Raw genomic sequence first — 20,040 nt, 5'->3', positions numbered from 1 at the left:
CGAAATACGCCATTTAAAAATGAATACCGAATTTAGACTGAAAAAATCCTCGTAAGTGCTTAGAATAGGCGCCAATAATCGCCGATTCATACAGAGGTTTCATTTTGGCTACCGATTCTAAGACACACACTTCACCGATGATTCTGGTAGACGGCTCGTCTTACCTTTACCGCGCATTCCACGCGATTCCACCGATGAGCACCAGCGACGGCCAACCAACCAACGCCACCCGCGGTGTGATCAGCATGATCCGCAGTCTTATCAAGAGCTACCCAGATTCTCCAATGGTCATCATCTTTGATGCCAAAGGAAAAACCTTCCGCGACGAGATTTACAGCGAATACAAGGCGCAGCGTCCGCCAATGCCGGATGACTTACGCCCACAAATCGAACCGATTCACCGCATGGTTGAAGCCATGGGCTTACCCTTGGTGATCATCGATGGCGTAGAAGCCGACGACGTCATCGGCACCATTGCCAAACAAGTGGGCGAAACCGGTCGCGAAGTGGTTGTTTCGACGGGTGATAAAGACATGGCTCAGTTAGTGACCGACAAGGTCACCTTGGTCAACACCATGAATGACACCGTGATGGACATTCAGGGCGTAAAAGACAAATTCGGCATCCCGCCAGAACTCATCATCGATTACCTCGCACTGATGGGCGACAAGGTCGATAACATTCCTGGCGTACCAGGCGTGGGCGAAAAAACCGCCCTCGCGCTACTGCAAGGCTTGGGTAGCATCAAAGAGATCTACACGCGTCTAGACGACATCGCTGCACTGGGTTTTCGTGGTTCGAAAACCTTGGCGAAAAAAATGGCCGACAACAAAGACATGGCCGAGCTGTCTTACACGCTAGCGACCATCAAATGTGATGTCGAACTGCCGTTTAATTCTCTCGAATTGCAAAACAAAGAAGCCGATAAAGACACGCTAAAAGAATGGTTTACCAAGTTGGAATTCAAACGCTGGGTGGCCGAACTTGACCAAGCGCCAAGCGTTGAAACCGCCAGTGACACGCTTAATACAGATGGCCAAGTAGCGGTACCCGTCGCTTCTACCCTTGAAGCAGACTACACCACGGTATTGGATAAAGAGACCTTCGCCGTTTGGCTGGAGAAAATCCAAAACGCGGAACTCACCGCCTTCGACACCGAAACCACTAGCCTAAATTACATGGCAGCAGAATTGGTCGGCGTGTCTTTCTCAGTAGAAGCAGGCGTTGCCGCGTACGTTCCCTTTGCCCACGATTACGAAGGCGCACCAGAGCAGCTTGATCGCGCTTGGGTATTAGAACAGCTGAAACCTTGGCTAGAAGACGACAGCCAAGCAAAAGTCGGCCAGCACCTTAAATACGACGCTAACGTCTTGAATAACTACGACATTGTATTGCGTGGTATTGCCTACGACACCATGCTGGAATCGTACGTGTACAACTCAGTGAGTTCACGTCACGACATGGATACCTTAGCGAAGAAATTCCTCGGACACACTTGTGTCAGTTTTGAAGAGCTTGCAGGTAAAGGCAAAAAGCAAAAGACCTTTAACGAAATTGATCTAGAACAAGCGGCTTTTTACGCGGCAGAAGACGCCGACATTACTTTGCGTCTTCACCAAGCCATTTGGCCTCAAGTCGAAAAAACACCAGAATTGGTGAGTATTTTTAAAGACATCGAATGTCCGTTGATTCCTGTCTTGGCAAAAATGGAACAAACCGGCGCTTTGATCGACCCAGAATTGCTACACCTACAAAGTGCTGAGATTGGCGCCAAGCTACAAGAATTAGAAATAAAAGCTCACGAAGAAGCCGGCGAGAGTTTTAACTTAAGCTCTCCGAAGCAGCTACAAGTTATCTTGTTCGAGAAGCAAGGTTTGCCCATCATCAAGAAAACACCAAAAGGCCAACCTTCTACTGCGGAACCTATCCTGCAAGAGCTGGCACAGAACTATGAACTGCCTCGTTTGATCATGGAACACCGAAGCTTGTCTAAGTTAAAATCGACTTATACCGACAAACTACCAGAAATGATCCAAAAAACAGGCCGCATTCATACCTCTTATCACCAAGCCATCACCGCGACCGGTCGTTTGTCGTCGACTGATCCGAACTTGCAAAATATCCCGATTCGTACGGCCGAAGGTCGTCGTATTCGCCAAGCCTTCATCGCACCAACAGGCTACAAACTACTCGCAGCCGATTACTCCCAAGTCGAATTGCGCATCATGGCGCATTTGTCACAAGACAAAGGCTTGCTCGACGCCTTTACCAAAGACGCCGATGTGCATAAAGCCACAGCAGCAGAAGTCTTCGAAGTCAGCCTAGACGAAGTGACCACAGAGCAACGCCGCCGTGCCAAAGCCATCAACTTCGGCTTGATCTACGGCATGTCTGCATTCGGTCTAGCGAAACAACTTGATATTAGCCGGCCTGAAGCCGCGAAATACATCAAACGCTATTTCGAACGCTACCCCGGCGTACAGCAATACATGGAAAACACCCGCGAAGGCGCGAAAGAAAAAGGCTTTGTGGAAACCATCTACGGTCGTCGTCTGTACTTGCCAGACATCAGAGCGAAAAACGCCATGATGCGCCAAGCCGCCGAACGCACCGCGATCAACGCCCCGATGCAAGGCTCTGCCGCCGACATCATCAAACGTGCCATGATCAAAATGCACGACTGGCTCGCCGACACAGACTTAGACGTGAAAATGATCCTGCAAGTACACGATGAACTCATCTTCGAAGTGGCCGAAAAAGACCTAGAAGCCGCCCAAGCGAAAATCACAGACATCATGGAAAACAGCAGCAAAATCGACGTACCATTATTAGTAGAAGCAGGGATTGGAGACAACTGGGACGAAGCGCATTAAGACGAAGCGCACTAAGACAAGTGCTACTCTAGTTTAGCGGACTAAAAAGGGGTCAGATCCCTTAAACGCCTGATAAAGTTGTAACTGACATTGGACTTATTTTTAAGGGATCTGACCCCTTTATTAAAATGCACGACTGGCTCGCCACAACAGAACTAGACGTGAAAATGATCCTGCAAGTACACGATGAACTCATCTTCGAAGTGGCCGAAAAAGACCTAGAAGCCGCCCAAGCTAAAATCACAGACATCATGGAAAACAGCAGCAAAATCGACGTGCCATTATTAGTAGAAGCAGGGATTGGGGACAACTGGGACGAAGCGCATTAGAACTTAATAGCGGACTAAAAAGGGGTCAGATCCCTTAAACGCCTGATAAAGTTGTAACTGACATTGGACTTATTTTTAAGGGATCTGACCCCTTTTTATAATTGCGGAGTAGATCTAAATGGATATTAACTTTCAAGAAATCAATCCAATTTTACAGTTCGTATTTTTCATATTAAGCCCACTTATTACCTTTTCCGCAGTCGCTATTGCCTACCACGCACTTTACAGACAAGCAAAACCTTCGATTGCTATCTACTACGAACCCAATCCAGATGTAGGTACAATCATTGATCTAGTTATTAAAAATAATGGAGGGTCAGCAGCTAGAGATCTAACTTTTTCTGTACCAATTCCAATAAAAAGATTTGGCATAGAAAAAGCAGATACAAATAAAAACGACAATTTCAATCACACTATTCGACATTTAACCGCTGGCCGTGAGTTAAGATACTGGGCTGGCCAATTTGCAGGCCTGAAAGAAGCAATACCGGTAGATTTAGAGGTCTCAGCTAAATATAGATTCAAATCGCCATTACGCAGGAGGCATGGTGAGGACATATCTATCTTAGATATACGCTATTTAGAAGGTGTTAATAGCTCAAATAGTGTTAGCACCGATATTTCAGATGCTTTAAAAGGAAGAAATAACACTATTTTTTCAAAAATACATAACTCCTTAAATAATATTACTAAAGAACTAGAAACACTTAACCAACCTGAGACTAAAAGGACTAAAAGGGGTCAGATCCCTTAAACGCCTGATAAAGTTGTAACTGACATTGGACTTATTTTAAAGGGATCTGACCCCTTTTTAATACTTTAGGCTAGAATAAGTATGATGGTTCTACATTCGTTGGTTTCTCTTCAAGGAGGAAAAGATGCCAAGAAAACCTCGGTTCTTTTTACCCGAAATTCCGGTGCATGTTGTTCAACGTGGCGCATCTCGTGACCCCGTATTCTTTGAGGATGAAGACTACAAGGCGTATGCTTTTTGGATGAAAGAAGCTGCCATCAAATACGATGTTGCTATTCATGCTTTTGTCTTGATGACCAATCACGTTCATATTCTTCTAACTGTTCAATATGGCGCTGCTGTTAGTCAGTTTATGCAACACATTGGCCGATGCTATGTACCTTTTATCAACCATAAATACGGACGCAGTGGTTCTATTTGGGAGGGACGATTTAAAAGTAGCTTAGTGCAATCGGACCGTTATTTCTTAGCCGTCATGCGCTACATTGAACTTAATCCCGTTAGAGCAAATATAGTAGGGCATCCCAGTTTATATCGGTGGTCTAGCTTCCTTCATAACTGCGGAACAAAACAGTTTTCGTTTATCACAACTCACCCAATTTATAACTCCCTAGGCATAAACAACCAAACGAGAGTTTGTAATTACCTGTCTATGTTTGAGCATCCAACTGACATTAAAGAATCTACCTCTATACGCAATGCGTGGCAGACAGGGACACCACTCGGTGATAACTACTTTAAAGGAAAAATAGAAGCGCAGTTGCAACAAAAAGTTGGGCAAGATCATCGAGGTCGTCCCCCTAAAAAGAAAAAAGGGATCTGACCCCTTTTACCCCTTTTACCCAGCAAAAGCAGACACCCAAGCATCTGGCGTTGGGCTTAGCCAGTAACCTAAACCACACACTAATACTAATAGCAGCGATGCCAGTGGCTCGCCCCAGTCGGTGAGTTTGAGTGCGGTGCCGAAGGAGCGTTTGATGCGCATGCCTGATAGTTCGATGCTGTATAGCTCGTCGAGTATCAGGTGTATGGTTGAGCCTATGAAGATAAAGGCTCCAATGCCCCATGCGGTTTTCGCGCTAAGGTCAAATACGTGAAAAGCAATGGGCACGGCGATAGCGGCAAACATGACGTTGGCCAGTAAGCTATGCAATGTTCCTCTATGTATGGTGAGTTGTTCAAATACCCATTGTATTGGGAGGCGCACAACGAGGTAGCCAGCAATGGCCCATGCGAGTACTTGCCAGTGAGGTAATTGGTGCACCCATACTGCGATGATCAAACCCGCAGCTAAGGCGCCAAACAGTCGAAAGACTAACCGAATAGCAATGGATTCATCGGCGTCGATATCGGGCAGCAGTCCTCCTAACGTTCCTGCTAAAGCATAAAAAATTGCTTCGTTCATATTAGCAAAACCCATAATAAAAGCACCGGCTGCCAATGGCGCACTGATTGCGGCAGCAACGGTAACATGGGTATTAAAATTGGCCATCTGGCGCTGTCCTTGTTTCGATGAAATAAGGTAGGGTCAGACTGAGCTGACAGTGGATTTTGGTGCGCGTATGCTACAGGAATCGGGGCATGAGGTCTGTGCATCAATCCGTAAAAGGTCCTACCCTTTCCAGTAAAGAGTAATAAGCGAGTTTCGAGGCTTCCTTACCTTCCTTAATTGAATAATCTTACTTTCTACGCTTGAAGGCAGAACAATCTGCGTTGATAGTCCATCGCATTTTAGAGGGAAACAGGTGGTTCAAGATGCTCATCCGTTTTCGCTGGGAAATGTTTTTTAAGCCATTGATTTTAAAGTATTTATTTTCAATCTAATTGAGATGTCTTTACAAATTTTAAAATTTATAGCTTACTAAAATTATTTTAATGTTGCTTTAACCATCTTTTTTAGCTGTAATCTCAACCTCTAGTAAAAGTAAGGTTTAAGGATTTCTAACATCAGAAATAGATTTAACTTTTTCATCCTTTACTAGACATTTATTATAGTAATTGGCATTAATAGGAGATTTCATGTCAGAGTTGCAACAGGATAGAACAACACTAAATACATTGAGTTCATTTGATGAAAAAGCAAAAACAAATGCACTGATTTCGTACGTTCTTATGGTTATTGGGATGTTTACCGGTATCTTTTGGTTAGCTGGTGCTATTTGGGCTATGGTAAAAATAGGTGATGCTCGAGGTTCAATTTTTGAAGACCACTACAGCAATATCATTAAAACATTCTGGTGGGGGCTTGGCCTCACTTTAATTAGTTTTATATTAATGTTTTTTTATATAGGTTATTTTATACTTATTGGCACTTTTATCTGGTCAATTATTAAAATAGTCAAAGGCTTAGCTAGGATAACATCTAATAAATCTTATAAATAAGTAATTTATAAATCTGCTAAGCCCCTGATTAAATATTTAATCAAACTAACGTAATCACACGTAGATTAAATTACTAATCATTCCACTATCACCAAACAAGATACTTTCTTCTTGTTTGGTGATTTTAAAAATCTATTTATTAATTTAAACCTATCAAGTAATTCAACTAAATAAAAACTAATATAGCCAACCCAAACTTTATTTCATTTTCACTCACCTTGAATATTTATAATCTAAATACATAAGATCGAATGTTAAATTTGGTTTACAACTGAATATCCTATACTCTTTCAAATCGTAGGGAATAAGCCCCCTTTTCACCTTTGAGGTAATGAATGGCAAAGCGTAAACGCGGTGTTTTCAGGAAAGTATGGTCGATCAGTTGGCGTGTTTTGATCGCCTTTGTTTTGATCTTGCTGGTTTTTCGATTCGTTCCGCCACCTACTACGGCGTTTATGTTGCAAAGTGATTATCCGGTGACTCAGGATTGGATCAATATCGATCAACTTCCACCGCAAGTACCATTGGCTGTGGTTGCCTCAGAAGATCAGCGTTTTCCTGATCATTTCGGTGTCGACTTTACGGCGATTACAAAAGCGTTGAGCCAATACGACGATGGCGAAGGTCTTCGTGGCGCCAGTACGATTACCCAGCAAACAGCAAAAAACCTGTTTCTTTGGCCGGGGCGAAGCTTTATTCGCAAAGGGTTAGAAGCTGGCTTGGCCATCAGTCTTGAGGCCGTTTGGGGGAAGAAACGTATCTTAGAAGTGTATTTGAACGTGGCGGAGTTTGGCAAAGGCATTTACGGAGTCGAAGCGGCGAGTCAGCATTATTTTGGCAAGTCAGCACGTCACCTGAGCGCCAATCAAGCCGCACGCTTAGCGGTATTACTGCCAAGCCCACGCAAACGCGATCCAAATCATTTAACGCCGAATCTTCTTGAAAGAGTCGCTTGGATAGAGCGACAAATGCAACAACTTGGTGCCGGTTATCTAACGCCAATTCTTGATTAAAGAGGCTTTTATACCTCTCGAATCAAGAGTAATTGTCGGCAGATTTTAATGGCTCGCGTGTTTAATCGCTTGTTGTAAGGTTTGTAAATCCACGGCCCCGCCAATTACCGTGGTATTGTCAATGGTCGCACCATTCACAGGCGTAATAATAAAGCCAGGCGTGCCTTGGAATCCGACTTGCTTTGATAACTGGTCATTGATGGTAATGGTTTTCTTATATGCGTCATTAGAGACTTTTTTCAAGGGCCCATTAAGTGCACTTTGAGCCACCTTTTGAATGTCTGCGTCCGTCAGCTTACCTTCGTTATGCCCTGTCCCAAAAATGCCATTGTGGTAATTAACATAGGCTTTAGCGCCTTTTTCTTGCCAAACTTCAAGGCCTGCAAACGCCGCTGTTGCTGACGTTTCCCAGCGAGATGCAAAGATAGGCCAATCACGGAAGATGAACTTCACATTAGGGTTCGCTTTCATCAATTGTTCAATTTCTGGGGCCATTTTGTTGCAGTAATAACATTGGTAATCAAAAAACTCCGTTACCGTAACCTTGGCATCTTTTGGCCCGACATGTGGAACGCCGTCCAATGTCATTAAGGCCGGATGTGCTTTGACTGCATTTTTACTCAACGACGCCTGAGCCTTTTGCTGCTCGGCTTGCTGCTTTTTCTGTAGCTCTTGACTCACCTGAATCAAAATCTCAGGGTGCTTTAGCAGGTAGTCAGTGGCAATTTTGCCAATCTGTTCTTGCTGAGTTGGTGAAAAACTTGCGTTATCACTAGCATATGCCCCAGTTGCCGTTGTCATTATCGCTGCGACTGATAACGCGACCAATGTTCGTTTTTTCATAACTACCACCCATCAAAATAATGTAAGTAAATCCTTATTTTTTTACAATATCTATGCCACTGCCGGAAATCAACGAGGAATCTAAATCTGCTAAAAAATCATTAAAGCTATCAACTTCTTTACATTAATTCTTTCTAAAACAAGAAATTAATCAGGCACAAAAAACCTTCTTCGTTGTTACTCTCTGTTTTTCTTTTGGCCGTTATCGATAACAAAAAACCAGAGTATTTTTTAAGACTGCTAACCTCTTTTAAATGCTAGAATGCGCCCTTATTTTATCCGTTGTTACGCTTAAAGGCAGGCTATGACCGTTCTTCTAATGACCCCTCCTATGACCCAGTTAAATACCCCGTATCCAGCGACGGCGTATCTCACTGGTTTTTTACGCTCTCGGGGCTATGAGGCGGTTCAGCGAGACCCTGCCATCGAGCTTTTTCTAGAGATGATGACCGCTCCAGCGCTGGATATTATTCGTCAGCATGTGGAAGAAAACTTCGAGTCGTTTGAAGACGATGAACTGCCCGATGTGATTTATACTTTCTTGTCAGAATTTGATCGCTATCGTCTTGGTGTTGAGCCTGCTATTCGTTTTTTACAAGGCAAAGACCCTAGTCTTGCACTGCGCATTATTTCTCGCCGCTTTTTGCCTGAAGGTCCGGCTTTCGACACCATCGAACAAATGGAAGCCGTCTCGGGCGATGTGTTAAAAGCCGCATTTGGTAACTTAGGTGTACAAGATAAAGCCAAATATTTGGCGACCTTGTTTATCAACGATTTGTCGGCAGTCATTACCCAAGGTGTTGATCCTTACTTCGAGGTAAGCCGCTACGGCGAGCGCCTTGCTGCGGCAAACCCAAGTTTCGACAACCTCTACGATACGCTTATGGGCGAGCCAAGCTTTAGTTCTGAAATTCTAGAACAGTTGGTCGAACAGTATTTGGAAGAAACCCAACCAAGCGTGGTGGCATTAACCGTGCCTTTCCCGGGCAATATGCTGGGGGCACTGCGTATTGCGCAAACCTGTAAAGCGATTAATCCAGATTTACCCATCGTAATGGGCGGCGGCTTCGTGAATACCGAGCTGCGCGCACTCAAAGATACTCGCGTCTTTGAGTTTGTGGATTTTATTTGCCTCGATGACGGTGAACGTCCTTTTATTACGCTATTAGAGTTCTTTGACGGGCAGCGAGAAATTGATGAGTTAGTACGCACTTACTTTCTCTCGGAAGACGGAAATGGCGAGCCTTATGTCCATTTGAACGACAATAAAGAACTGCACGACATTCCTCAAGCCGATGTAGGTACGCCGATCTACGATGGCTTGCCATTAGGCGAATACCTGTCGCTTTGTGAAATGCTTAACCCGATGCATCGTATTTGGAGCGATGGCCGCTGGAATAAGTTAACCATTGCCCACGGTTGCTACTGGCGCAAATGTAGCTTTTGCGATGTGAGTTTAGACTACATTGATCGCTACGATGCCGCAGGAGCTGATCTTCTGGTCGACCGCATTGAAGAGTTAATCGAAGAAACCGGACAAACTGGCTTTCACTTTGTCGATGAAGCCGCCCCACCAAAAGCCTTGTTCGCTCTCGCCAATCGCTTGATCGAGCGCGGCGTTGTGATCAGTTGGTGGGGTAATATTCGCTTCGAAAAAACCTTCACTCCAGAGCGCTGTCAGTTATTGGCGGATTCTGGCTGTATCGCTGTCAGTGGCGGTCTTGAAGTTGCATCAGACCGATTACTGAAGCTGATGAAAAAAGGCGTCAGCGTTGAGCAAGTCGCGCGCGTTACCAAGGCGTTCAGCGATGCTGATATTTTGGTGCACGCGTATTTAATGTATGGCTTCCCAACGCAAACCGAACAAGAAACCATTGATGCCTTAGAAATGGTTCGTCAAATGATGGCACAAGGCTGTTTTCAGTCCGCTTTCTGGCACAGATTCGCCGCAACAATACATAGCCCGATTGGAATCAACCCCGACGAGTACGGCATCACACTGGCCGAACGCCCTGACATTCTGTTCGCAGAAAACGACGTTGATTTTACCGACCCAACCGGCACTGAGCATGAAATGCTCGGCGAAGGCTTGCGAAAAGCTCTCTATAACTACATGCATGGCATCGGGTTTGATCAGCCAATGAACTTTTGGTTTGAGCGTCCTGTTGCACGTACGACGATGAAAAAAGATTTGGTTTCAAAAGCGGTTAACAGTGTCATTGCCAGCAGCTAGTCATATCGTTCAATAGAGAGGAGCTTCTGGCTCTCTCACATTTAACTTCTCTCCTTTTAATAAAATCGCACGGCAGGAACTTCTCCGTGCGTTTTGTTGACTAATAAAGATCTACTTTTCGCAACGCCTGAATAAATCAAACGGACTCTATTTATGACTATTAATGCGCGCCTTGTTATTGGCTTTGGCATCACCTTGGCACTGACGGTTATTTTGGCAGTGATTGCGGTTCACCGCGTGAACTTCATCGATACCACCATCACCCAGATGACGGACATTAACTCGGTGAAACAACGCTATGCCATTAACTTTCGCGGTAGTGTGCACGACCGTGCCATTGCCGTACGCGATGTGGTACTGGCCAGAAACGACACTGAGCTCGCGGCTGTTATGAAAGACATTACAAACCTTCATCTCTTTTACCAAGAATCCGAAAAAATGCTGGACCCTGCCAATATTCCAATGACGGCCCAAGAACAAAGCATATACAGCACGATTCAACGCATTGAAAAGCAAACCCTTCCGCTCATTGATCATATTATCAAAGCTAAACAAGCCAATGACCTAACAACTGCCAATGCGTTATTGCTCAACGAAGCTAAACCGTCTTTTGTTGAATGGCTAGCCGCTATTAATGCTTTTATTAACCTTGAAGAAATGGCAAATCAAGAAGCGACTATCGAAACCAGAATCGTCTCCAGTTCCTTCCAAAGTTGGATGATTGCTCTGACCAGCATCGCGATTATTATTGGCTTGAGTGTGGCGTATTTGATTGCGCGTCGCATTAAAGATGCCGTGGGCGGTGAACCCCAAGAAGCGGCGGATGTGATTTCTGAAATTTCAGAAGGTAACCTTACTGGCGTCATTTCTTCTTGTTGCCCAAACAGCATGATGTCGTCGGTACAAGTCATGCAGCAGCAGCTGATCACGATTGTAAACAGCATTATTTCTTCTTCAAGCGAGCTGTCTCAGCGCTCGGCAACCGTGGCGTCTGGCACTAAACAGTCTTTGGTGGCGGCGGATACCCAATTGGAATACACCAATTCGGCGGCGCATAAACTAATCGAAATGAACGACAGCATTCACTCTATTTCTGATCGTGTTCGTGAAACTGAGAGCAACTCGAATATTACCGCCGACCTGTCTTTAAAAGGACAAGCCGCGGTACAGAAAGTAGCGTTAGAAATTGAAAAAGTATCCGCTACGGTCAAAGCCACGGTCAACCAAGTCAATGTACTAGAAGAACGCACCCGCAGCATTGGTGATATTATTAACGTTATTCGTGGCATCTCAGAGCAAACCAATCTCCTCGCGTTAAATGCAGCCATTGAAGCGGCTCGCGCTGGTGAAACAGGCCGAGGCTTTGCCGTCGTCGCAGACGAAGTAAGAAACTTGGCTCAACGAACGGGTGATGCCACAGGTGATATTGAGAAGATGATTTTACAGGTGCAAGAAGAAACCAAAGCCTCCGTTGAAGCGATGGAAAGTACCGTGCCTCAAGTCCAAAATAGCTTAACACTCACCAATGAAGCCAATACATTACTAAACGACATTCAGCAACAATCTAAAAACTCATTAGCCAATGTATTAGAGGTAGTGGCAGCAACGTCGCAGCAAGTGGTGACCATCTCTGAGATTAATAGTCAGATCCAAGAAGTCGCCAATATGTCAAAAGAAACCAGCCAAGCGCTACAAGTTAACGCGGAAGAAACCGTGGCCTTACAACAACTTTCTGAGAAACTAAAAGACGATATCCATTACTTCAAAGTAAAATGACAGTCTGAATGAACCAACATTAAAGCCAGATGACAGCAATGTCATCTGGCTTTAATTATTCTACGAAGACACTAGCTGTACGATACTAAACTGAAAGAATCTTATCTTGTTGATAAACCAGCACTTGGTCCAACGGGATTGGTTTTGAGAAGTAGTAACCTTGTAGGTAGTCACAACCATAACCGAGCAATAGATCAGCTTGCTGTTGAGTTTCTACACCTTCAGCAATAACAGACACACCCAACGCATGCGCCATTGAAATAATGGCTTCACACAATGTCTGAGACGCAAGATCTTCCCCTAATTTTCGAACAAATTTTATATCGATTTTTAAATAATCAATGTCGTAATTCATAATATAGGCAAGAGAAGAATAGCCAGTTCCAAAGTCGTCTAAGGCTACTTGAATACCCTCTTCTCTAAAAGCCAGCAGCGCTTTGCGTGTACTTTCGTCTGAATTCATTAAAAGGTGTTCAGTGATTTCTACCACAAGACCGTTTAGCCCTTTTTTATCACCTTCGATCTCTTGCTTACACAGTAATTCGGCTAATAGAAGGCCTTCTTCACTTTGTTGTTTTGATAGTTGTATCGGTGACACATTGACGCTGATTTGTACCTCTTCGCCATACACTTCACGAATCGGTGCCAAAGCACGTTTCGCCTCCTGAACAACCCAGTGCCCTATATCGACAATTTGCCCTGACTTTTCGGCCGCTTGAATAAATTGATCAGGTGGTATCATTCCTTTTTCAGGATGCTGCCAACGGATAAGTGCCTCAAATTTTATAACGGCGCCATATTTGTTAATAATCGGCTGAAACAGTAAATAGAATTCTTGGTTAAGTATCGCTTTTCGCAGATCTTGGATAAGTTCCATTTTTTTGACAAGGGCATCTTTTAGATCCCAGCTAAATCGTCGAGCAGTATCCCGCCCATTCTGTTTCGCGGAGTACATCGCTTGGTCAGCAGCCCCCATGAGCTCCCTCATATTGTCGCCGTCGTCTGGGTACAGCGCCACACCGATGCTTGCCGTAAGGGTAATGTCCCCCTGAGATATGGTATAGGGTTCTTTAAGCGCTTCTCTAATATCTTCACACAGCACTAATACTCGACTCTCATTACAGTCCTCATCTCTGAGTAAAATGATAAATTCATCACCACCTAAACGGCTGATTAATTGAGCGGATGGCACATGCTTACTCAAACGCGATGCAACCACTTTTAGAACACAATCTCCCGCTTCGTGACCGCGAGTATCATTCACTTCTTTAAAGTTATCTAAATCCAGTAATATGATGCCAATTTTTTGATCATGAGGATTAGACATTAGCGTTTCTGACAAAATTTGATTAAACGCATCGCGGTTTGAAATACCAGTCAAACTATCCGTTTGCGCTTGACGTACTATTTTTTTCTCTGCTTGCTCCTTACGATCAGCCATATCAAGAAAACTGTCTTGTAAATCATCCATTTCCTTTACCCCGGTCGGTAAAGCAGCGTATATATGCTTATTTTGCCCTAACCGTGTGGCCAAATAAGAAAGCTTATAAAGAGGCTTAGAAATGGTATTAAGGAAAAAAAGCCTTAAGAATATCAGCATCAAAATAACCAATATGGAAAAGATACTCACAATAAAAGTATAGCGTTTATCAATCATGGATAACGGTTCATCCACAGCAATTCCAGTCATAAACGTCAGTAAAACTTGTCCATCCCAGCCTTTTACTTGATGCTGAACAAAAACACGGCGGATACCATCATTACCCCGAACGACTGCATTAAAACTCTTTGGAGCATCAAACACGGTATTTCTAGGGTAGCTGGCAATTGAGTTGCCATGATTATCTAAAATATAAGCGATACTATTTTTGGGTAATTGGTTGCTATTCAGCAATACACTCCACCAGTCGAGTGAAATGACAGCCACAGCTGCCCCAACAATATTTTTTGGGTTTGTGAGACTGTGAACAGGATAAGCAAAGTTAACCGTCAATATACCAAGAGTTCGGTCACGATGTACGCCGCTCGACGTAAAGCGGTCTTGCGTTATAGCGTTATGGATATAAGCGCGGTCGCTCAAATCAAGAGGTGAAGCAAGCGGAGTACCATTACAGGTTAATATTCCTGCTTTATTAGGAATTCCAATGTTTACATATCGCTCATATAACGGGGCAATCCCACTAATAAAGCGTTGGCATGTTTCGGAATCTGGTTTTTTAACTTGAGGAAGAGCGGCTAAAAGCGCTAAAAAACGCTCTGTTGATGTCATCAAACGCTTATGATTTTCTACCGCCTGGTTAGACACTATTCGGGCGCTTTTGAGAAGCTCATTTTCAACCATAGTTCGACTGTAGTCGAAGCTCAGATAAATGAAAAAGTAGAAAGGAATAATGATAAGTATAGAGAGGAAATATAATCGCCCCTTAAGTGTCTTCAGCATTGTAATCTCTATGTTTAATGATGCGTATTTGGCACTTCGTTACGAAAGAATAGTAAAGATCCAGTTATTTTATGACTCATTCCCCATTAATAGTTAACAGCTAAACAAACCCTTAGCGCCATCTCCCGTGCGATATATGCAACCAACATTCCTTGTTTACCTCAGTTAAAATTAGCACATATAGGTAAAATGGGTGCATTTGTTTTTGTAATAAATCGACAGTTCTTGCATAACCATTGGTTAGCCTAGCCTGACATTAGTTATTCTTCGACACTTATATCCCCTAACCATTTTACAAAGCACATCTAAAAATTACCTAGACATAGATCAATGAATTAATTGTTTGGTCGTTTTTTTTAAAAACACATTTCTTTACTGTTCTTTGATAAATTTGTGAATTTTCAAAAAAAAATCAAAATTCTAACTGCTTTTGTGCACATTATTTCTATAAACAAACATTTCCCCATCGCCGGTTTTTCATACTCATTTTATTTTTTCTGTCAGCTATTTATTTTTTTCATACACGTTTTTGATATGAAATCTTTTTACAATCAATGGTTTATTTTTTAATTGATTGTCATTCTTTTTTTACAGAATCAACTTTCTATCTGCTTTTGCCCCAAAACCAAATAATACGATATTGATGATTATCAAGCCTTTGAAAAGTGACCCTAACTTGACGGAGTTAATGCTATTCCTGCTAAATCGAGAAACGAAATTGAACTTTTCATAAACATTAAGAACACTGCTTTAAAAATTATAAGCATAAATTCAGCAGCCATACGCAAGGGGATTATCATGTCTGATGGCGTACTAAAGAAAAAATTGGGGTTAGTGGATTTAACTCTATTAGGTGTTGGGTCGATGATCGGCTCTGGTTGGTTATATGCCGCATTAACCACTTCTGGCTATGCCGGCTCTTTGTCTGGCTATGCTTGGGCATTGGGTGCGGTTATGGTGCTCTTAATTGGCTTAGTGTTTGCCGAGCTCGGTGCCAGTATTCCAAGAGCCGGGGGATTTGTTCGTTACCCAAACTTTACTCACGGCAACTTGGTCGGTTTTGTTATCGGTTTCAGTGCGCTATTAGCTTACACCAGTACGGCAGGTGTAGAAGTGGAAGCGGTTCGCCAATACGCTATGTATTGGTGGCCTGCACTGGGTCAAGCGTCAACCGGTAACCCAACCACTCTTGGCTTTGTCATGCAGATTTTACTGCTCGTATTCTTTTTTGCTCTGAACTACTGGAGCGTCAATGTTTTTGGTCGTATTAATACCATTGTAACGGCGATTAAATTTATTGTTCCTATCATCGCTATTGTGACCTTTTTCACCTTTTATAAAGGTGCAAATATGGACATCCCTGCAACACACCCTGGCGGTATTCATGGTGTATTCTCCTCCTTAACGGGTGCCGGTATCGTGTTTGCTTATTTAGGCTTTCGCCAAGCCGTGGATTTTGCAGGTGAAGCGAAGAATCCTCAGCGAAATGTTCCTATCGCTATCATTTTAGCCATGGCAATTAGCTTTGTAGTTTATATCTTACTGCAATTTTCTTTCATGGGTGCAATACCAACAGACCTATTGAATGCAAACGGCTGGCATGGAATGGAAACAATATTCCGTTCACCTTACGCTGATTTAGCTCGTTCATTAGGCTTAGTTTGGCTGATAAATTTAATCTTGGTAGACGCAGTTATTTCTCCTGCGGGTACTGGGAATATTTATCTAGCCGGTGCAAGTCGTGTCATCTTCGCTTGGGCAAAGAATGGCTACTTGTTCAAAGTGTTCGGTAAAGTAGATCCTAAGTCTGGTGTGCCTCGTGGTGCCCTATGGCTATCACTTATTTTAGCCATTGCTTGGACTCTGCCTTCTGAATTTCAGGTTTGGGGTGGATTAATTGCTGCGGTGACTTCTGCAAACGTTTTAACTTATATGCCAGGTCCAATCAGTGCCGCGGCCTTTCGTGCACGTCGTCCTGACTTGAAGCGTCCATTTTTATTGCCAGCCTTTGTCATAATCAGTCCATTGGCCTTTATTGCCAGTACGTTATTGATTTACTGGAGTGGCTGGAGTGTTGATGAGTTATTACTGCCGTTGTTAATCATTGCTTGGGTGGGATATGCCATCTTTGGTAAAAAAGACAGCGATCAAGGCGACATTAAACGCGCTATTTGGTTACTCGTTTACTATATTGCCTTGTTAATATTGTCATATTTTGGCACCTACGGTGGCAAAGGCTATATTAGCTCACCATTAGACAGCGTCTTGCTCACAGCCGTTGCTTTAATTACCTATTATTGGGGCGTATCGGCTTGTTACGACAAACCCCTTATTCCTGATGAAGCAGATGAACATCAAGTAGAATACATTGATGTTCCAGCGGCAAAAACCGCGTAATGGGCTGTTAACTGCCTGCTTAAACTAATGCGTTAAGAGAATTTGTTTTTCATAGATCTTATCAATATTGCTAACCGAAAATGGATAAGTAATCTTGATAAGACTTGGAAACAAAGGCAGATAACAACCCCTAATCACTCAAACTCCACCAAGCAGACTCGGGGAGAAAGCGACTTTTATGACGAGTGCTGTGCTGCCATTTTTTGCAATGCTTTCATTTCATCATGGCACTCTTTCATACTGACTTTGATACGGCGAAGTGCGATTTCGCAATCCTGAGCTTGGTGCCTTTCAAGTGCGAGATCGAGCTCTTCTAAGGCCTTATCTTCCACTTCCTCAAGTTGATCAATATAAGTGAAGGCGGTGGAATCACCAGAAACCTTAGACAACAATTTGGTATAAACCTGACGCGCTTTTACGAGACTACTACTCTCATTTTCTAATTCACCTTGTTCTTCGACTGCAAATTTCTGCAGGTCGGCCACCGCTTCTTTTTTGGCAACAATCATTCGATTAAAAAAGGCTTGATAAGTGCTGTTATCCAATTTGGATTTTGCCTCTTGGTAGAATTCAATACCGCCATTCATCACTTTTATAATGTCTGAAACATGTTTAATTTGATCGGTTTGGTTTTGCATGTATTCCTCCTAATTAGCCTTTCATTTATCTTGCTTTCGTATGAAATAGTTGGCGATGGCCGTCTTAAAAACAACCGTGTTTTTAGAAATGCACATAGGCTGCATGCTTCCTACAGAAAGTAGAGACACCTTTACAAGGTTTACTGTTTTTAACGCGCTAGAGAGAATCAAAAGAGATAATTTAAACTACTTAATCGACAATCCTTGATCTGACGCAGAGGCCCAATGCTCCACCTGTGCCACTATGAAAAAAGACATATATTGCTGATAACAGCGTTTTAGACAGGAGATGGGATGATGAGTCATAAACCAATTTCGAAATTTGATATTTCTACAACGGCGCCGGAAGGGTTCGAGCATGAACCTGATGCGACGAGTGGTTTTTGGCATCATAGCTCACTTAATTCTCTTCCGCCTGCCGATTTTATTGCCCCTTATTCTCGCCATAAAACCTTACCAACACCCGGAGTAAAATACCGTCATGCATGGATTATTGGCGGTGGTATTGGTGGTCTTGCCGCCGCCTTTTATCTCATTCGTGATGGCCATATGCCTGCTCAAAACATTACTATTCTAGAAGAAATGGATGTGGCAGGCGGCTCAATGGATGGTTCTGGTAATCCAGAAGATGGCTATATCATTCGTGGTGGCCGCGAAATGAATTGGAATTACGACTCCCTCTGGGATATGTTTCAAGATGTTCCCGCCGCAGAGTTGCCAGAAGGCTATTCTGTTCTTGATGAATATCGCCTTATTAATGACAACGACCCCAACTATTCTAAGGCGCGTTTAATACGCAATCGCGGAGAGGTTCTAGAGTCGAGTAATTTTGGCCTAAGCAAACCCCAGCAATGGGAACTGATTCGTCTGATGCTAAAGCGTAAAGAGGATTTAGATGACATTAGTATCGAGACGTATTTCAGTAAAGGCTTTTTAGAAAGCAACTTTTGGTTTCTGTTTCGAACTATGTTTGCTTTTAAAAACTGTCATAGCTTGTTAGAAACCAAATTGTATTTGCATCGTTTACTCGACTCGATTGACGGTTTTGCAGACTTATCTTCGTTGGTTTTCCCTAAATACAATCAATACGACACCTTCATCAAACCATTAACGGAGATGTTGCGCGAAAAAGGCGTCAATTTTCACTTTAATACTCGCGTTCAAGACCTTGATATCACCTTTTCTGGCGACAAGAAAACCGTCACCGCCATTCGTGCAATGGTGATGCATGAAAATACAGAAACAGCGAAGCTCATTAATGTCGGATTAGGCGATTTAGTCTTCACATTGACAGGTTCAATGACAGAACAAACGGCTTATGCCGATATGGATAGCGTACCCAAACTCACTTGCGATCAACATAATCCGGGAGAAAAAAGTGGCTGGACGCTGTGGAGGAATCTCGCGAAGAAATCGCCTGTTTTTGGTAAACCAGAAAAGTTTTATGGCGATGTAGAAAAATCCATGTGGGAATCTGCCACACTCACCTGTAAGCCATCGCCTCTTGTGGATAAGCTTACGGCCTTGTCCGTTAATGATCCGCACTCAGGACGAACTGTCACGGGTGGTATTATTACTATTACCGATTCTAATTGGTTGCTCAGCGTCACTTGTAATCGTCAGCCTCATTTTCCAGATCAACCTGACGACACATTAGTGATTTGGGTTTATGGCTTATTGATGGACACATTAGGCAATCATGTGCACAAAACGATGGCGCAATGTACTGGCAAAGAAATTCTCACTGAACTGTGTTATCACCTTGGCATTGAAGGTCAGCTAGATGAGGTTGTTGCCAATACGAAAATCCGTCTTGCTCTAATGCCTTACATCACATCACAGTTTATGACCCGTGCTGCGGGTGACCGGCCTCATGTGGTTCCTGATGGCTGTACTAATTTAGGCTTGATTGGGCAATTTGTTGAAACTCGTAACGATATTATTTTCACCATGGAGTCTTCCATCCGTACGGCTCGCATTGGTGTCTATAAATTACTGAATATTCCTAAACAAGTACCTGATATCAGCCCAACACAATACGATATCCGAAACCTAATTAAAGGCGCTCGAGCACTCAACAGCGGTAAGCCTTTTACTGGCGAACGCCTATTACACCGCCTGCTTGATAAAACGTATTTTGCCCATATTCTGCCACCACTGCCTGAACCAGAAGAAGCTAAGCAGTCGCATTTCGAGGCTGAGATGCATGAGTTATTTGGGAAAGGAAGTCCCTTGATGAATAAATTCAATGGTTGGATCACGGCACTGAGAGACAGTTTTTCGAACGTAGAATAAATAGAATCAACTTTTAAGGCATAAAAAAGCGCCGGACTGACGTGATCCCTATTAGGACTTCACCTCA

The 20,040-nt window shown here is 43.3% G+C and carries 14 protein-coding genes; 10 read left to right on the top strand and 4 right to left on the bottom strand.

The genetic code is table 11. The features are described 5' to 3' along the window. Positions 1 to 137 precede the first annotated feature (137 nt). From polA to E0D70_RS02910, 4 genes are all read left to right on the top strand, one after another. Positions 138 to 2,873: a DNA polymerase I gene (gene polA / locus E0D70_RS02925; RefSeq protein ID WP_133010943.1), complete on the top strand. Its 2,736-nt coding sequence runs from the start codon at positions 138 to 140 to the stop codon at positions 2,871 to 2,873. 128 nt (positions 2,874 to 3,001) lie between these two features. Next, the gene (locus E0D70_RS02920) at positions 3,002 to 3,202 is read left to right on the top strand and encodes a DNA polymerase (RefSeq protein ID WP_133010778.1); all 201 of its coding nucleotides are present in this window, start codon (positions 3,002 to 3,004) and stop codon (positions 3,200 to 3,202) included. Between the two features lie 118 nt (positions 3,203 to 3,320). Then, a complete protein-coding gene (locus tag E0D70_RS02915) occupies positions 3,321 to 3,956 on the top strand; it encodes a hypothetical protein (RefSeq protein WP_133010777.1) in 636 nt (211 codons plus the stop codon). Between the two features lie 124 nt (positions 3,957 to 4,080). Next, positions 4,081 to 4,779 (top strand): transposase, encoded by a 699-nt coding sequence (locus tag E0D70_RS02910; protein ID WP_207923188.1) that lies wholly within the window; start codon positions 4,081 to 4,083, stop codon positions 4,777 to 4,779. A gap of 15 nt (positions 4,780 to 4,794) precedes the next feature. Here E0D70_RS02910 and E0D70_RS02905 read toward each other — a convergent pair whose 3' ends face one another. Beyond that, positions 4,795 to 5,448, bottom strand: coding sequence for a metal-dependent hydrolase (locus tag E0D70_RS02905; protein WP_133010776.1), 654 nt, complete (start codon positions 5,446 to 5,448; stop codon positions 4,795 to 4,797). A gap of 527 nt (positions 5,449 to 5,975) precedes the next feature. Here E0D70_RS02905 and E0D70_RS02900 point away from each other — a divergent pair. Further along, positions 5,976 to 6,338: a DUF4870 family protein gene (locus tag E0D70_RS02900; RefSeq protein ID WP_133010775.1), complete on the top strand. Its 363-nt coding sequence runs from the start codon at positions 5,976 to 5,978 to the stop codon at positions 6,336 to 6,338. 335 nt (positions 6,339 to 6,673) lie between these two features. Beyond that, positions 6,674 to 7,351, top strand: a complete 678-nt coding sequence (mtgA, locus tag E0D70_RS02895) for a monofunctional biosynthetic peptidoglycan transglycosylase (protein ID WP_133010774.1) — start codon at positions 6,674 to 6,676, stop codon at positions 7,349 to 7,351. Positions 7,352 to 7,396: 45 nt separating this feature from the next. Here mtgA and E0D70_RS02890 read toward each other — a convergent pair whose 3' ends face one another. Beyond that, positions 7,397 to 8,194: a DsbA family protein gene (locus E0D70_RS02890; protein WP_133010773.1), complete on the bottom strand. Its 798-nt coding sequence runs from the start codon at positions 8,192 to 8,194 to the stop codon at positions 7,397 to 7,399. Between the two features lie 304 nt (positions 8,195 to 8,498). Here E0D70_RS02890 and E0D70_RS02885 point away from each other — a divergent pair, with 304 nt between their 5' ends. Further along, positions 8,499 to 10,427: a B12-binding domain-containing radical SAM protein gene (locus E0D70_RS02885; protein ID WP_133010772.1), complete on the top strand. Its 1,929-nt coding sequence runs from the start codon at positions 8,499 to 8,501 to the stop codon at positions 10,425 to 10,427. A gap of 153 nt (positions 10,428 to 10,580) precedes the next feature. Continuing rightward, entirely contained in the window at positions 10,581 to 12,203 is a 1,623-nt protein-coding gene (locus tag E0D70_RS02880) for a methyl-accepting chemotaxis protein (RefSeq protein WP_133010771.1), read from the top strand. An 85-nt stretch (positions 12,204 to 12,288) separates the two neighbouring features. Here the strand turns inward: E0D70_RS02880 and E0D70_RS02875 are convergent, their stop codons facing one another. Further along, entirely contained in the window at positions 12,289 to 14,508 is a 2,220-nt protein-coding gene (locus E0D70_RS02875; protein WP_165942859.1) for a bifunctional diguanylate cyclase/phosphodiesterase, read from the bottom strand. A 933-nt stretch (positions 14,509 to 15,441) separates the two neighbouring features. Here E0D70_RS02875 and E0D70_RS02870 point away from each other — a divergent pair. Further along, complete coding sequence (locus E0D70_RS02870) at positions 15,442 to 17,040, top strand: APC family permease (RefSeq protein WP_133010769.1); 1,599 nt, start codon at positions 15,442 to 15,444, stop codon at positions 17,038 to 17,040. Between the two features lie 176 nt (positions 17,041 to 17,216). Here the strand turns inward: E0D70_RS02870 and E0D70_RS02865 are convergent, their stop codons facing one another. Next, on the bottom strand, positions 17,217 to 17,678 hold the full coding sequence (locus tag E0D70_RS02865; protein ID WP_133010768.1) for a PA2169 family four-helix-bundle protein: 462 nt from the start codon (positions 17,676 to 17,678) through the stop codon (positions 17,217 to 17,219). A gap of 294 nt (positions 17,679 to 17,972) precedes the next feature. On the opposite strand from E0D70_RS02865, the gene E0D70_RS02860 reads away from it, so the two are divergent. After that, complete coding sequence (locus tag E0D70_RS02860) at positions 17,973 to 19,973, top strand: oleate hydratase (RefSeq protein WP_240536948.1); 2,001 nt, start codon at positions 17,973 to 17,975, stop codon at positions 19,971 to 19,973. The last annotated feature ends 67 nt before the right edge of the window (positions 19,974 to 20,040 follow it).

It is taken from the genome of Marinomonas flavescens, from assembly GCF_004352835.1.
Taxonomy (GTDB): Bacteria; Pseudomonadota; Gammaproteobacteria; order Pseudomonadales; family Marinomonadaceae; genus Marinomonas; species Marinomonas flavescens.
This window is presented reverse-complemented; position numbering and strand designations above follow the sequence as displayed.

Excerpts from the sequence above, each read along its gene's own strand:
- E0D70_RS02870 (WP_133010769.1), top strand. The coding sequence starts at position 15,442 with ATGTCTGATGGCGTACTAAAGAAAAAATTGGGGTTAGTGGATTTAACT.
- polA (WP_133010943.1), top strand. The coding sequence starts at position 138 with ATGATTCTGGTAGACGGCTCGTCTTACCTTTACCGCGCATTCCACGCG.
- E0D70_RS02880 (WP_133010771.1), top strand. The coding sequence starts at position 10,581 with ATGACTATTAATGCGCGCCTTGTTATTGGCTTTGGCATCACCTTGGCA.
- E0D70_RS02890 (WP_133010773.1), bottom strand. The coding sequence starts at position 8,194 with ATGAAAAAACGAACATTGGTCGCGTTATCAGTCGCAGCGATAATGACA.
- E0D70_RS02905 (WP_133010776.1), bottom strand. The coding sequence starts at position 5,448 with ATGGCCAATTTTAATACCCATGTTACCGTTGCTGCCGCAATCAGTGCG.
- mtgA (WP_133010774.1), top strand. The coding sequence starts at position 6,674 with ATGGCAAAGCGTAAACGCGGTGTTTTCAGGAAAGTATGGTCGATCAGT.
- E0D70_RS02900 (WP_133010775.1), top strand. The coding sequence starts at position 5,976 with ATGTCAGAGTTGCAACAGGATAGAACAACACTAAATACATTGAGTTCA.
- E0D70_RS02860 (WP_240536948.1), top strand. The coding sequence starts at position 17,973 with ATGATGAGTCATAAACCAATTTCGAAATTTGATATTTCTACAACGGCG.
- E0D70_RS02885 (WP_133010772.1), top strand. The coding sequence starts at position 8,499 with ATGACCGTTCTTCTAATGACCCCTCCTATGACCCAGTTAAATACCCCG.
- E0D70_RS02915 (WP_133010777.1), top strand. The coding sequence starts at position 3,321 with ATGGATATTAACTTTCAAGAAATCAATCCAATTTTACAGTTCGTATTT.
- E0D70_RS02910 (WP_207923188.1), top strand. The coding sequence starts at position 4,081 with ATGCCAAGAAAACCTCGGTTCTTTTTACCCGAAATTCCGGTGCATGTT.
- E0D70_RS02920 (WP_133010778.1), top strand. The coding sequence starts at position 3,002 with ATGCACGACTGGCTCGCCACAACAGAACTAGACGTGAAAATGATCCTG.
- E0D70_RS02865 (WP_133010768.1), bottom strand. The coding sequence starts at position 17,678 with ATGCAAAACCAAACCGATCAAATTAAACATGTTTCAGACATTATAAAA.